Here is a 12,453-nt window from a genome sequence, read left to right on the forward strand (position 1 = left end):
GCCGGGCGCTCAGGCGGTGATCGACGCCTCGTCGCTCACGGAGAGCGTGAGCACGGCCTTGCCGATGAGGTCGTCCTGCTCGAGGTCGCCCTCGAGTCGGCGGAGCTGCCGCGCGACGTCGTTCTCCCGGTCGTCGCCGACGAGGTCGACGGACGCGACGAGGAAGAGCCGTTCCGGGCCACTGAACTCGAGGTACAGGGCGGTGACCCGCTCGATCTCGGGGTGCGCCAGGAGCGCGGTGATCGTCTGCGCCCGGTACGCCGGGCTCGGGGAGGCCCCGAGGAGATAGCGCCGGTTGCGGTTGATGAGCAGGAGCGCGACCCCGCCGAGCAGCACACCGATCGCGATCGAGCCGATCGCGTCCCAGACCGGGTCGCCGGTCACCTGGTGGAGGCCGATGCCGGCACCGGCGATGATGAGGCCGAGCAGTGCCGCGGAGTCCTCGAAGAAGACCGAGCGGAGCGTCGTGTTGGAGCCGTTCACGATGTAGTCGAAGAACCCGCGGCCGTACTTCTTCGCCGTGCGGCGGCCCTCGAGGATCGACTGCGTGAACGAGAAGCCCTCCAGGAGGAAGGCGACGCCGAGCACCAGGTAGCTGAGGGCGTAATTCTCCATCGCCTCCGGAGCGGTGAGGCTCTGGATGCCGTGCTGGATCGAGACGACCGCACCGACGGTGAAGATCCCGAAGGCCGCGAAGAGCGAGAAGATGTACGCGTCGCGGCCGTAGCCGAGCGGGTGGGCGGCGTCCCGCTGCTTGTCGGCGCGTTTGTCGGCGATGAGCAGGAAGATCTCGTTCCCCGCGTCGGCCCACGAGTGTGCCGCCTCCGCGAGCATCGACGCCGAGCCGGTCAGTGCGGCGACGATGGACTTCGCGATGGCGACGATGACGTTGGCCAGGAAGGCGATCACGACGGTCATGGGGCAACGCTACGCCCAGCCGGGCCGCCGTGTGCGCGAGGGACGCCTAGGACTTCAGGACGCGCAGCGCCGATCCCTTGTGAGCGGCCTTCGCACCCGTCTTCTCCGACTCCACGATGAACGCGGGCTCGTCCTTCGACGCCGTGAAGTGCTGGCCGTCGAACTGGAAGTCGGCGGTCTTCCGCTCGACGACCTTCCCCTGCGTCCGACCCTGCGACGTGCCCCACGACACCCGGTCACCCACTCGTACGTCTGCCATGCTGCCTCCTCGTCGCCGGGCGCCGCGGGTGCGACGTGCCGATGACGATGCCAGGACCGGTCACGCGCCGACAAGGGCTTGCGCCCCGTCCACTCCGAGGCCGAGTCCTAGAAGACGTTGATGACGTCCTCGCAGCTGCTCTCCTCGTCGAGGGCGGTGATGACCTTCTGGTCCTCGATGTCGCCGAAGGGGAAGCCGTCGGGCTGGCCGTCGCCGTACTCGCCGATGTCCTTCAGGACCTCCTGCGATTCCGTGATGACCTGGTCGTAGTTGCGTTCCAGGACGGTGGGGAACTCCTCGAACTCGGCGATGCGCGCTTCGGCGATCTCGATGCGGGCGTCGTAGTGGTCGGTGAAGGCCTTGACGATCGCCTTCGCGTCCTCGCCCGCGGGCGGGTTGTCGGCGACGGCGTCCCGTGCAGCCTGGATGGTGGCGACGTGCGCGTTCGCGGCGTCGAGGATCGCCTGCTTCTGGACCGGGCCGTCCTCCGCCGTGCGGTCCGCGCTGCGGACGTCCATGAGCGAGCTGAGGACGTCGTTGTCGGCGTCGTCCGCGGCGAGCATCTCGCTCCAGCCCGTGCAGGCCTCCTTCGCGAACGCGGCGTTGTCGCCCGAGTCGCCTGCGTCATCGGCGCCCCCTGCGCATCCCGTCAACGCCATCATCATGGCGGCCCCTGCGATCGCCACCGTCCCGAACCTGCGCATTGCCGCCCCCACCGTCTCATCACGGCCCGACCCCCGGACCGCCTGATCAACGGTAGCGGGGGCGGTGGCGCCACCGCGATGGGGACACCTCCCCATCTCGCGTAGCGTTGGCGGGATGAGTGACGACGCCGCTACCGAGGAACACCGCAGGACCGCTGCGCACGCCTACAGTGCGCTCGGCTGCCTGCTCCTCGACGCGGGCACCTCCGTCACCGACGTCCGCGACTCCCTGGAGCGTGCGACGGCCGCATCGGGTGACGAGGGCCTCGCCTTCTCGGTGCTACCGCAGCTCATCATCGTCAACGACGTGCACACCGGCGCGGTGCTCGCGGTCGGCAACACGCATGGCGAGTTGTCGTTCCGCGGCGCGGCCCGGGCGAACCGGCTCATGCGCGAACTCGAGCTCGGGCACTGGCCGGTGGGCGACCTGCCGGCGCGGGTCCAGTCGATCCGGGAGACGCCCCGACCCCACGCCTCGATGCACTGGGTGGTCGGGAACCTACTGCTCGCCGGGGGACTCGCCCTGCTGTTCCGCTGCCCGTGGTGGGCGATCGTCGCCTCGATGCTCGTCGGCGCGTTCGTCGGCCTCGTCATCACCCTGCTGGCGCGGTGGCGGGGAGCGGTCGCGATCGCCCCGTTCGTGACGGCGTTCGTGTCGACGACGCTCGTCGGAACGCTCGCCTCGGCGATGGACCTCGGCCCAGTGCCGCTCTTCGCCGTCTGCGCGCCCATCGCGATCCTCGTGCCCGGGGCGCTCATCACGAACGCCCTGCTGGAGCTGACCGCGACCGACATCGTGACGGGTTCGGCACGCCTGATGTACGGGTTGATCGTCCTCGCCTTCATGGCGGCCGGCATCTCGGCCGGGGCGCTACTCACGGGCCTGTCGATCGACCCCGACTCCACGGCGCTCGTCGGCCAACTCGGCCGCGGCACCACGGACCTCGTCGGTTGGGAGGCGATCCCGCCGCTCTGGTTCACCTGGATCGGAGTGGTGATGCTCGCGGCCGGCATCGGGATCGCGTTCGGTTCCGGGCGCTCCCTGACGCTGCTGACGATCTGCGTGATGGCGTTGACCTATGCGGGCATCGTCCTGTTCGCGCCTCTCGTGGGGAACGCGGTCGCGACGGGGCTCACCGCCGGGCTCGTGTTCGTCGTCGCTCGCATCGTCGAGCGCTACTCGGCGGCGGTGCCGTCCAACGTCACGTTCCAGCCGGCGCTGCTCATGCTCGTGCCCGGAACCGTGGGGCTGGTCTCCCTCGCGACGCTCGAGGGCTCGGCGGTCACGGCGGCGCTCACGGTCTTCATCAGCCTCTGCGTCGGCGTCAAGACGGCGGCGGTCGTGACCGGGGTCGTCATCCCGCCGGTGCGTCCCCGGTCCGCCGCGCCCGCGCCTTGATCGCGAGGATGACCTCGGTCTTCGCGTCGGCGTAGTCGTTCATGTCGTCCCACGACCGGCTGAGCAGCTCCTGCTTGGTGTGCTCGTACAACGCGCGGTCGGCGGCGTCGGAGCGCAGATGGTCGCGGAGGAGCAGGTACTCGCCGATCTCCGGCGCGCCCTGTTCGTAGAGGTGCACGTGGACGTCGCGCTCCGGCGTCCGGACCATCCGATGGCGGGGCTCGCGGACGCGCAGCACGTAGCCTGCGGCCAGCAGCGGGTCGAGGTAGTCCTCCTCCGCCGTGATGTCCTCTACGGCGACCACGAGGTCGACGATCGGCTTCGCGGCGAGTCCGGGCACCGACGTCGAGCCGATGTGTTCGATCGCCACGGCGTCGGCCCCGAGGGCGTCGAGGATGCGCTGCCGGTGCTCGCGGTACCGCTCGGGCCAGTGCGGGTCGGCGTCGTGCAGCTCGACCCGGACCGGCTCTGCGCCTCCGACGAGCTCGAGCGCCGTGACGTCGGGGCGTCGGGGGCGTCGGTGCAGGCCGTCCTGGAGAGCGCGGATGTTCGCGCCGAGGACACCGGAGGCCAACAACCCGGAACCGAGCGGGCCCGACGGGTCGGTGCCGAGCGCGGGGAGGAGACGGAGGGCGGACCGGACCGGACCGCTCGCGTGCTCGAGCTGCCAGGCGATCTCGGTCGCACCGGCGCCGGGGTGGTCCAGCTCGGCGGCCTTCGCGGCGTAGGCGGCGGCGCCCAGCGCATGCGCACCCATGTGCGCGACACCGGCCGCCTGCCCGGCCGACCAGGCGGCGGCCTTCGCCGCGGGTGCGGTGACAACCTGTGAGGCGCGGTTCGCGACGAAGCGTCGGCGGATCTCGCCGGCCGCATCCAGCTCGCCGGCCGAGAAGGCCCGCGCCCGCGCGATGGCGTCACGCGGACGGTCGTCGTCGGGCGCCTCCGCCTCGAAGAGCGGCAGCACCCGTTCGGCGCAATCGGCGGCCCAGGCGGCGACGAGGCGGCGGTCGGCTTCGGGGAGTGACTGCGGCGAGAGCATGCTCCACCTTCGCACGCCGCCGCGGATTCCCGCCGGGTGTCGGGTTAGCGTAGACGGATGGCCGCCCTGAATCTGCCCGTGATCTCCTGCAGCCTCGATCCGGCGAGTCGGAGCCGGACGCTCGCTTCGATGAGCAGCGGGCTGCTCCGCGATCAGGGGCACGAGTCCTCCGTCATCGATCTGGCCGAGCTGGAGCTGCCCGCCTTCGACAACGCCCGGGTCTTCGACAGCCCCGTCTTCCGTCGGCTGCACGACGTCATCTCCGCCGCGGACGGTGTCGTCCTCGCCTTCCCGATCTACAACTGGGCTCCGGCGGCCACGGTGAAGTCGCTCATCGAGGCGACGGGCGCGACCGGCGAGGACGGCAGGGTCGCCGCCTGGTTCGACAAGGTCGTGACCTTCGTCTGCGCCGCGGGCCTGCCGCACAGCTTCATGGCGACCGGCACGCTCGGGCAGTCGCTCATGCTCGACTTCAAGTGCGTGATCAACCCGTACGCCGCCTACCTGTCCGAGCGGGACTGGGAACGACCCGAGGTGCTGCGGGTGGACCGCGCCGAGCGGCTCGCCAAGACGATGACCGTGCACGCCGAGCTCTCGGGCCTCCTGGCCGCGCGGACGTACCGCTCCGTCTGGGATGTGTGAGCCCGCGCCTCGGAGCCGGATGTCTCAGAGGCGGACGACGAGTTTCCGCGCCGAGACCCCGGCGCGGACGCGGTCGAGCGCGGGCTGGATCGCCTCGAGGCCCTCGCCGACCACCTCCGGCGCGGGTGCGCAGACGTGTCGGCCCGCGGCGAGGGCGCCGGGCAGGTAGTCCTCCCACAGCATCGGGCCGACCTCGTTGGTCATGAGCGAGCTCCCCCAGACGTAGCGAGCGGTGACACCGGCCCGGCGTGCGCGGAGCTGGAGGGCGACGTTCGCCGCCACCAGCCGGCTCATGGTGCGCACGAACGCCAGGCTCGGGCCGCCGCGACGCGGCAGGGAGCCGAAGGACACCGAGGGGCTGGCGAGCGCGACGCGTCGGGCGCCGGTCGCCGCGGCCACCGCGACCGACGGTTCCGCCGAGCCGGTGCCGACGGCCAGGACGCCGGCGACGTCCGAGCCGGCCAGCGCGCCGATGAGGTCGGCCACGACCGACGGGCTGCGGTAATCGAGGACGATCTCGGCCCCGAGGGCGCGCATCCGGTCGTGGTTGTGGGGTGACGCGGTCGTGGCGACGCGGTGGCCGGACGCGACGGCGAGCTGGATGGCGTTGCTCCCGACGCTCGTGGCGCCTCCCCACACGACGACGATCGTCCCGGTCGGGGAGGGATGCTCGGAGGGGTGGGGGAGCGCCAGGTGGTCCGCTTGGAAGAGGGCGGTCGCGGCGGTGGAGATCGCGAGTGGGAGGACGACGGCGTCCTCGTCGCGCAGGTCCGCCGGGATGGGGGCTGCGAGGTCGGCCCGGACGACCGTGTACTGCTGGAACCCGCCCTCGGCCTCGTGGCGTCGGCCTCGTTCCATGCCGACGGCGTAGGCGACGACGCGGTCGCCGACCGCGAAGCGATGGACACCCTGCCCGATGGCGACGACTTCGCCCGCGACGTCCTCGCCGAGCACGGCGGGGCTGGGGAGCCAGCGGTACATGAGGTTCCCGGTCCACTGCTTCACCTCGTCGAGCGGATTCACGGCGACCGCGCGGTTCCGGAGGAGGAGCTCTCCCGGGCCCGGCTCGTGCATCGCGGCGGGACCCACGACGAGGTCTGCGCGGTGTGCTGGCAGCCAGGCTGCGGTGTTCGTCGACATGCGGACTCCAAGGGGATCGGGACGACGGGCATCCGATTGATGACACGTCGTGCCATCACTGTACACCTGACGACACGTCGTGTCATCCGCTAGCCTGATCGCATGGCACGCTGGGCACCCGATGCGGCTCTCCGACTCGAGAGCGCTGCGATGGAGCTCTTCGCCGAGCGCGGCTTCTCAGCCACGACGGTCCCGGAGATCGCCGAAGCCGCCGGCCTCACGACGCGCACCTTCTTCCGCCATTTCGCCGACAAGCGCGACGTCCTCTTCCTCCGCGAACGGGAGCTGCCGGCGGTCGTCGGTCGGCTGGTCGCGATGGCGCCGCCCGGGCTCGACCCGCTCGCGCTCGTGATGTCGGGCCTCGAGACGGTCGCGGCCGGTGAGCTGCAACGCTGGCGGGACGACATCGCCGCCCGTCGGACGATCATCCGATCGGAACCGCAACTCCGCGAGCGGGAACGGCTGAAGTCCGCCGTGCTCTCCGACACCATGCGCGACGCCCTGGTGGGCAGCGGGGTCACCCCCGCCGACGCGGCGCTCGCCGCATCCATCGGCTCCGCCCTCTTCGACGCCGCCCTCGAGCAGTGGTTGGCCGGCCCGGACGACGTGCTCCTCATCGACGTCCTCCGCGGTATGCGCCGGCGCCTCGGGGATCTCGCCGGGCGCTGACCGTTCGGGTGTCGGTCGAGCTTCGCTCAGTGCGTCGCGCGGCTCACTCGTGCCGGCCGACGCCGGGGCAGGCGGGTGCCTGAGCCAGCCACCAGGCGGCGATCGCCTGGTCGGCCTCGCTGGGGTCGCGTGGTGGATCCAGCTCGTCGTCAGCGCTTCCGCATGTTTGGGCCGTGAAGCCGGCGATCCGCGGATTGTCGGCGCTCATCGAGAACGAGATCGCCGTCTCCGAGGTGTTCGCGAGCGTCGTCACCTGCTGGTACGCCGCCCACTGCGGACTCGCCTGCAGCTCCGCGAGGGGCACTCCTCCGAGTCGCGTGTCCCCGGGGAACGCCACCGCGAGGAGGAGCTCGTCGGGCCGGTCGAGGCCCCCACCATGCTGCTCCCCGTACCAGTCGATGCCGGCCACCGAGCCACCGAGGGGCGCGAGGACGGCGGTCGTCCCCTCGATTGCCGCGATGGTCTCCAGTACGGCGGGCGGGACGGGGAGGCCGGTCGCACTGAACCGAGGGGCTCCGGAGGACGACTCGGGGTTGTTCAGGACGAGCGTGGTCTCCGCAGCTGCCAGCGGGTCCGGGAGCTCGGCCTGGAACTCCCCGACGAAGCCGGCGATGGTGGCTGGCGCGAGCGGTTCGGCGAAGACGAACATGACCTGGAGGTCGGAGGATGCGGGTCGATCCCCGTCGGCGGATGTCGCGACGAGCTCGACCCGGATCGAATCGACCGCGACCGGATCCGTGTCGGCCGCCCAGTCGCGCCAGGCCGTCACGGTCGCATCGATCGTCTTCGCCGGTGCACCGGTGCCGAACCGGACCGAACCCCCTGCGGCGTCCTCGATGATCACCTCGCCGGATTCCTTGCCGTCGGTCGCCTGAGCAGCAGCCGTCGCGACGTCGGCGTAGGACTCGGGCGGAGCGCCGTCGGCCATCTCGACGGTGATCCTGGCGTTGTAGTACGTCTCGAGCCCGCCGCCGTTCGACGCCTCGACCGTTCCACTGACGTCCTCGACATCGGGCAGGCCCTCGACGGCCTCGACGATCGACGCCCGCGCCGCGTCAGCGCCGGCGCTCGAACCGCACCCGGTGAGCAGGACCGCGGCTGTGACCGCGCCGAGTCCGATGGCGATCGCCCGGCGTGCGTTCCGGCGCGCGCGGGCGCCTCGTGATTCCCCCATGCAGGGAGGCTATCGTGACGCCGCGCTCGTCGTCCGGCGGACGGCGGGGGCTTCCATGGTCGAGGATGGATCCATGCCGAACCGGGAGCCGTTCAGCACCAACCCCTACCGCATGAGTCGTCGGCGCATCTCGACGCTGAGCGGTGCGCTCATCGGATCCCTGGTGCTGCTCGTCGGCGTCGCCCTCGTCGGGGCCGCGATCGGCGGTGACGACGCCGAGTCCTGGGTCGCCATCGTGTTGTACGTGGCGTTCGGCCTGCCGCTGGCCGTGGGTGCGGTCCTCGGTGGCCTGGCGATCTCCCGGTGGGGGTGGATAGCCGGCACCGTGTTCGGCTTGGGTTGGCTGACGATCCTCGTCGTCGTCTTCGACAACGGGTTCGGACTGTTCACCGACGGCGAGGCCGTGGGGCCGGTCGTCTTCGACAACGCTATCTGGCAGATCATCGGCGTCGCCGGTCTGGTCGTCGGCGGAGCACTGTTCTTCGTCGCCGGTTGGCTGAGCAAGGTCCCGATCTGGATCGGCGGGCCGGCCGGCGGCGTCGACGTCTCGCGCCGGAAGCGTTCGGGCGAGGGGAACGCGGTCGTCCCACCGGCGAAGCGCAAGTCGCGCCCGAAGCCGAAGGGTCGCTCGAAGCAGCAGCGACGCCGCCGCTGACGGGCTGAGGTGGTCGTGGCGGACTGTTCAGTCGCCTCCGCCGCCGCCACCCCCGTCTCCGCCACCCCCGGAATCGCCGCCACCGCCTCCGTCCCAGCCGCCCGAGTCGTGCCCACTGCCGTGGTGACCGCCGCCGTGGTGGTTGTCACCATCCACGATGTACGGTCCTCCGGCATCCGAAGACGATCCTCCACGACGCTTCGATGCGGGAGGACGCCTCCGTCTGGCCTGGACGGTGATCGTGAAGATGATGACCGCGACGGCCGCGACGATGACGAGTGTGGCGACACCGGTGCTGTTCATGGCTCGACCGTAGCGATGTCCGACGATTGTCGCATCACCCGCGGGTCGAACCTCAGCGCCTCGGGATCGTGGAGCCGCGGAGGACGAGTCGACCCGGCAGGTACTCGACACCCTGCGCGACCTCCGTGCCCTCGATCGCCTCGAAGATGCGCGTGGCGGCGAGTCGGCCGAGCTGTTGCAGGTTGGCGTCGATCGACGACAGTTCCGGACGCGAGTTGGTGGCCAGGATCTCCCAGTTGTCGAAACTGACGACCGCCACGTCGGTGGGGACGTCGCGCCCGAGGTCGCGGACGGTGTCGAGGACGCCGCGCGCGATCTGGTCTGATCCGGCGACGATGCCGTCGATCTCGGGGTGCTGGGCGAGGAGCATGGCCGCGGCATCCCGACCCCAGTGCTCGGTCCACTCCGAGAACATCGGGGTGCCGACGAGCTCCAGGTCCGCGGCGGCGAGCGCGTGCTGCACCCCCGTCACGCGGTCGCGGGCTGCCGCGTACTGGGGCTCGCCCGTGATCATCGCGATGCGGGACCGCCCGCAGGCGATCAGGTGCTCGACGGCGAGCCGGCCGCCGTCGCGGTTGTCGGGCGTGATCGAGACGTCGGTCGGGTCGTCGGACGGTGCGTAGGCGTACACGACCGGCACTGGCAACTTGTGGCCGAGGGACGGGCGGGGGTCGGTGCTGCGGCCCACGACGATGATGCCGTCGACGCGCCGGGTGAGGAGGGCGTTCAGGTGGTGCTGCTCGCGGATCGCGTCCCCACGCGCGTCGCAGAGGAACACGTTCACCTGTCCGGCGCCGAACGCGTCCTCGGCGCCCATGAGGATCGGGATCACGAAGCGACCCTCGAGGTCGCTCGTGAGGAGGCCGACGGTGCCGGTGCGGCCGTTGATGAGGCTGCGGGCGAGTTCGTTGGGCGTGAAGGACACGGTCTTCGCGGCGTCGAGTACGCGCTGGCGGGTCTTCGGTGCGACCTCGCTGCGTCCGTTGATGGCCTTCGAGGCCGTCGCGATCGAGACACCGGCGATGCGGGCGACGTCTCCGAGCGTCGCCGCCCTGCCGCTCGTGGCCCCGCCTGCGGCCATGGCGTCTGCATCGGTCATGACGCCCCCCTTCTCGTTCCGGAAACGTTACCGGATTCTGCTCTTGACGCTACCGTGATCCCAGGCTAGCTTTACCGAAAGGCGTTTCGACAGTTTCGAAACTTCTCCCCGCACCGCCGGACCCGACCGGTCCGCTCAACGATGAGTCAGAGGAGTCACCATGCGCAGCACGCACACCAGACGGATGCAGCGGGTCGGAGGAGTGGTCGCCGCCGGCGCCCTCCTTGTCGGCCTCGCCGCCTGTTCCTCCGGCGGCGGTGGGAGTTCGCCGCTCGCCAGTGCCGGCCCCGAAGGCGTGGACGACGGTTCCGAGCTCACGCTCTGGACCCGCGCCCCACTCGAGAAGCAGGCCAAGCTCCTCGTCGAGGCCTACAACGCCTCGCACGAGAACCAGGTCAAGCTCACCGTCGTCCCGAACGACGACTACGTCGCCAAGGTCGGCGCGGCAGCCGGTTCCGACAGCCTCCCCGACCTGTTCGCCGCCGACATCGTCTACGTCCCCAACTGGGTCGAGCAGGGCCTCTTCCAGGACCTCACCGCCAACATCGACGGACTCGACTTCAAGGACGAGATCAACAAGGGCCACCTGGCCGCCGGCACCGCCGACGACAAGGAGCACGTCCTCCCGTTCGTGCTCGACCTCTCGATGCTCTTCTGGAACAAGGAGCTGTACAAGGAGGCCGGCCTCGACCCCGAGCAGGGTCCGACGACCCTGGCCGAGTTCGCCGAGGACGCCAAGGCCGTGCAGGCCCTCAACAAGCCCGACACCTACGGCACCGCCACCGGCCTCAACTGCGGCGGCTGCCTCGTCTTCACCTGGTTCCCGAGCGTCTGGGCCGACGGCGAGCAGGTCATGAACGAGGACGGCACCGAGTCGCTCCTCGCCGAGGACGGCGCCAAGGAGGTCTACAGCACGTGGGCCGACCTGTGGAAGTCCGGCGCGGTGCTCCCCTCCTCGAAGGACGAGGCCGGGCCCACCTGGACCGCCGGCTTCACCGAGGGCAAGGTCGGCGTCATGCCGTACCCGGCGACCCTCCTGTCCTCCACCCCGTTCGACGTCGGCGTGTCCGGCATCCCCGGCCCGAAGGGCGGCGACTCGACCTTCGTCGGCGGCGACGGCATCGGCGTCTCGAAGGACTCCAAGAAGGCCGCGCAGTCGTGGAACTTCCTCAGCTGGCTGATGTCCGAGGACGCCCAGGTCGGAGTCCTCGCGAAGGACAACGACGTCGTCTCCCGCTCCGACCTCGCGAACAACGAGTACTCGAGCAAGGACCCGCGACTGGTCACGATCAACGAGGTCGCCTCCAAGGGTGACACCCCGTACTCGCTGAACTTCCAGGAGGCCTTCAACTCGCCGACCAGCCCCTGGCTGACGCTCGTGCGGAACGCGGTCCTCGAAGGCACCGACACGGTCGACGCCGACAGCGACGCGATCACGGACGTGCTCTCGCAGTAGTCCGACCCGCGGGTGCGTCGTCGCATCCCCCGCTGTGACGGCGCACCCGCACCCACCCGCTTCGAAAGGTCCACCCATGAGTACCACCCTCGCCAGACGAGGCCCGACGGACTCGGTCGGAGCCAGGAGACGTCGAGCCGTGCACGCCCGCACCGGCTGGCTCTTCGCGCTCCCGACGGCCGTCTTCGTCGTCCTGCTGTTCCTCGTCCCGCTCGGACTCGTGTTCCAGATGGCCGCGTCCGACTGGCCCCTCCTCGGCGGCAACCAGGGTGTGAACTTCCCCGAGAACTTCCCGAAGGCGATCGACAACCGGTTCTTCCTCGACTCGGTCGTCTTCACCCTCAAGTACACGGTCATCGCGACCGTCCTCCTCATCGGCCTCGGTCTCGGCCTCGCGCTCCTCGTGCAGGAGTCCAGCCGGTGGAAGGGGTTCCTCCGCACCGCCTTCCTCATCCCGAGCGCCCTCGGCCTCGCCTCGGCGTCGCTCCTCTTCTACGTGCTGTACTCGCCGATCGCCGGCCCCTTCGCGGACCTCACCAAGGCCATGGGCTTCACCTTCCTCGGCACACCCGACGCGGCGCTCTGGTCGACGGTGTTCCTCATCGTCTGGCGCTTCGCCGGCTTCTACATGCTGCTCATGCTCGTCGGCCTCCAGGGCATCCCCGAGGAGGTGTACGAGGCGGCCCGCATCGACGGCGCATCCCGTTGGCAGACCTTCCGCGACATCACCGTCCCCCTGCTGAAGCCCACCCTCGCGCTCACCACGGTGATGTGCGTCACCGGCTCACTGCTCGCGTTCGAGCAGTTCTACATCCTCACCAAGGGCGGCCCGGACAACAGCACGATCACCGTCGTCCAGCTCATCTACAACGTGGCGTTCCAGGGCCCGAACAACCTCGGCGTCGCCGGCGCCCTGTCGGTCCTCGTGCTCGCCGCGCTCATCGTCATCAACATCGTGCAGATCCGCGCGTTCAGCAAGAAGGTCGAGGACTGAGC

14 protein-coding genes are annotated in these 12,453 nt (G+C 70.4%); 6 read left to right on the forward strand and 8 right to left on the reverse strand.

Going from position 1 to position 12,453, the window contains the following annotated elements:
- Positions 1-9: 9 nt before the first annotated feature.
- The 3 genes from QRN26_RS04510 to QRN26_RS04520 form a co-directional block, all read right to left on the reverse strand.
- A complete protein-coding gene (locus QRN26_RS04510) occupies positions 10-918 on the reverse strand; it encodes a cation diffusion facilitator family transporter (RefSeq protein WP_285035493.1) in 909 nt (302 codons plus the stop codon).
- Between the two features lie 46 nt (positions 919-964).
- Positions 965-1,177 carry a hypervirulence associated TUDOR domain-containing protein gene (locus QRN26_RS04515; protein WP_064295385.1) on the reverse strand — a complete coding sequence of 71 codons (213 nt, stop codon included), beginning with the start codon at positions 1,175-1,177 and terminating at the stop codon, positions 965-967.
- 107 nt (positions 1,178-1,284) lie between these two features.
- Positions 1,285-1,881: a hypothetical protein gene (locus tag QRN26_RS04520; RefSeq protein WP_285035495.1), complete on the reverse strand. Its 597-nt coding sequence runs from the start codon at positions 1,879-1,881 to the stop codon at positions 1,285-1,287.
- A gap of 115 nt (positions 1,882-1,996) precedes the next feature.
- On the opposite strand from QRN26_RS04520, the gene QRN26_RS04525 reads away from it, so the two are divergent.
- Positions 1,997-3,280, forward strand: coding sequence for a threonine/serine exporter family protein (locus QRN26_RS04525; protein ID WP_285035499.1), 1,284 nt, complete (start codon positions 1,997-1,999; stop codon positions 3,278-3,280).
- Here QRN26_RS04525 and QRN26_RS18900 read toward each other — a convergent pair.
- Complete coding sequence (locus QRN26_RS18900) at positions 3,237-4,319, reverse strand: GrpB family protein (protein WP_350223906.1); 1,083 nt, start codon at positions 4,317-4,319, stop codon at positions 3,237-3,239. The genes QRN26_RS04525 and QRN26_RS18900 overlap by 44 nt on opposite strands.
- A 57-nt stretch (positions 4,320-4,376) precedes the next feature.
- Here QRN26_RS18900 and QRN26_RS04540 point away from each other — a divergent pair, with 57 nt between their 5' ends.
- Complete coding sequence (locus QRN26_RS04540) at positions 4,377-4,961, forward strand: NADPH-dependent FMN reductase (protein ID WP_285035501.1); 585 nt, start codon at positions 4,377-4,379, stop codon at positions 4,959-4,961.
- A gap of 24 nt (positions 4,962-4,985) precedes the next feature.
- Here the strand turns inward: QRN26_RS04540 and QRN26_RS04545 are convergent, their stop codons facing one another.
- Positions 4,986-6,101 carry a zinc-binding alcohol dehydrogenase family protein gene (locus tag QRN26_RS04545; RefSeq protein ID WP_285035502.1) on the reverse strand — a complete coding sequence of 372 codons (1,116 nt, stop codon included), beginning with the start codon at positions 6,099-6,101 and terminating at the stop codon, positions 4,986-4,988.
- Positions 6,102-6,203: 102 nt separating this feature from the next.
- Here QRN26_RS04545 and QRN26_RS04550 point away from each other — a divergent pair, with 102 nt between their 5' ends.
- Positions 6,204-6,770 carry a TetR family transcriptional regulator gene (locus QRN26_RS04550; protein WP_285035503.1) on the forward strand — a complete coding sequence of 189 codons (567 nt, stop codon included), beginning with the start codon at positions 6,204-6,206 and terminating at the stop codon, positions 6,768-6,770.
- 43 nt (positions 6,771-6,813) lie between these two features.
- Here the strand turns inward: QRN26_RS04550 and QRN26_RS04555 are convergent, their stop codons facing one another.
- A complete protein-coding gene (locus QRN26_RS04555) occupies positions 6,814-7,944 on the reverse strand; it encodes a hypothetical protein (RefSeq protein ID WP_285035505.1) in 1,131 nt (376 codons plus the stop codon).
- Between the two features lie 73 nt (positions 7,945-8,017).
- Here QRN26_RS04555 and QRN26_RS04560 point away from each other — a divergent pair, with 73 nt between their 5' ends.
- Positions 8,018-8,599: a hypothetical protein gene (locus QRN26_RS04560; RefSeq protein WP_285035507.1), complete on the forward strand. Its 582-nt coding sequence runs from the start codon at positions 8,018-8,020 to the stop codon at positions 8,597-8,599.
- A 27-nt stretch (positions 8,600-8,626) separates the two neighbouring features.
- On the opposite strand, the gene QRN26_RS04565 is transcribed toward QRN26_RS04560, so the two are convergent.
- The gene (locus QRN26_RS04565) at positions 8,627-8,902 is read right to left on the reverse strand and encodes a hypothetical protein (RefSeq protein ID WP_285035509.1); all 276 of its coding nucleotides are present in this window, start codon (positions 8,900-8,902) and stop codon (positions 8,627-8,629) included.
- Between the two features lie 52 nt (positions 8,903-8,954).
- Positions 8,955-10,001, reverse strand: coding sequence for a LacI family DNA-binding transcriptional regulator (locus QRN26_RS04570; RefSeq protein WP_285035510.1), 1,047 nt, complete (start codon positions 9,999-10,001; stop codon positions 8,955-8,957).
- 160 nt (positions 10,002-10,161) lie between these two features.
- Here QRN26_RS04570 and QRN26_RS04575 point away from each other — a divergent pair, with 160 nt between their 5' ends.
- Positions 10,162-11,457, forward strand: coding sequence for an ABC transporter substrate-binding protein (locus tag QRN26_RS04575; protein ID WP_056780049.1), 1,296 nt, complete (start codon positions 10,162-10,164; stop codon positions 11,455-11,457).
- 76 nt (positions 11,458-11,533) lie between these two features.
- Complete coding sequence (locus tag QRN26_RS04580) at positions 11,534-12,451, forward strand: carbohydrate ABC transporter permease (protein ID WP_056780046.1); 918 nt, start codon at positions 11,534-11,536, stop codon at positions 12,449-12,451.
- Positions 12,452-12,453 lie beyond the last annotated feature (2 nt).

It is taken from the genome of Plantibacter sp. ME-Dv--P-095 (assembly GCF_030209365.1).
In the GTDB taxonomy this organism is placed as follows: domain Bacteria; phylum Actinomycetota; class Actinomycetes; order Actinomycetales; family Microbacteriaceae; genus Plantibacter.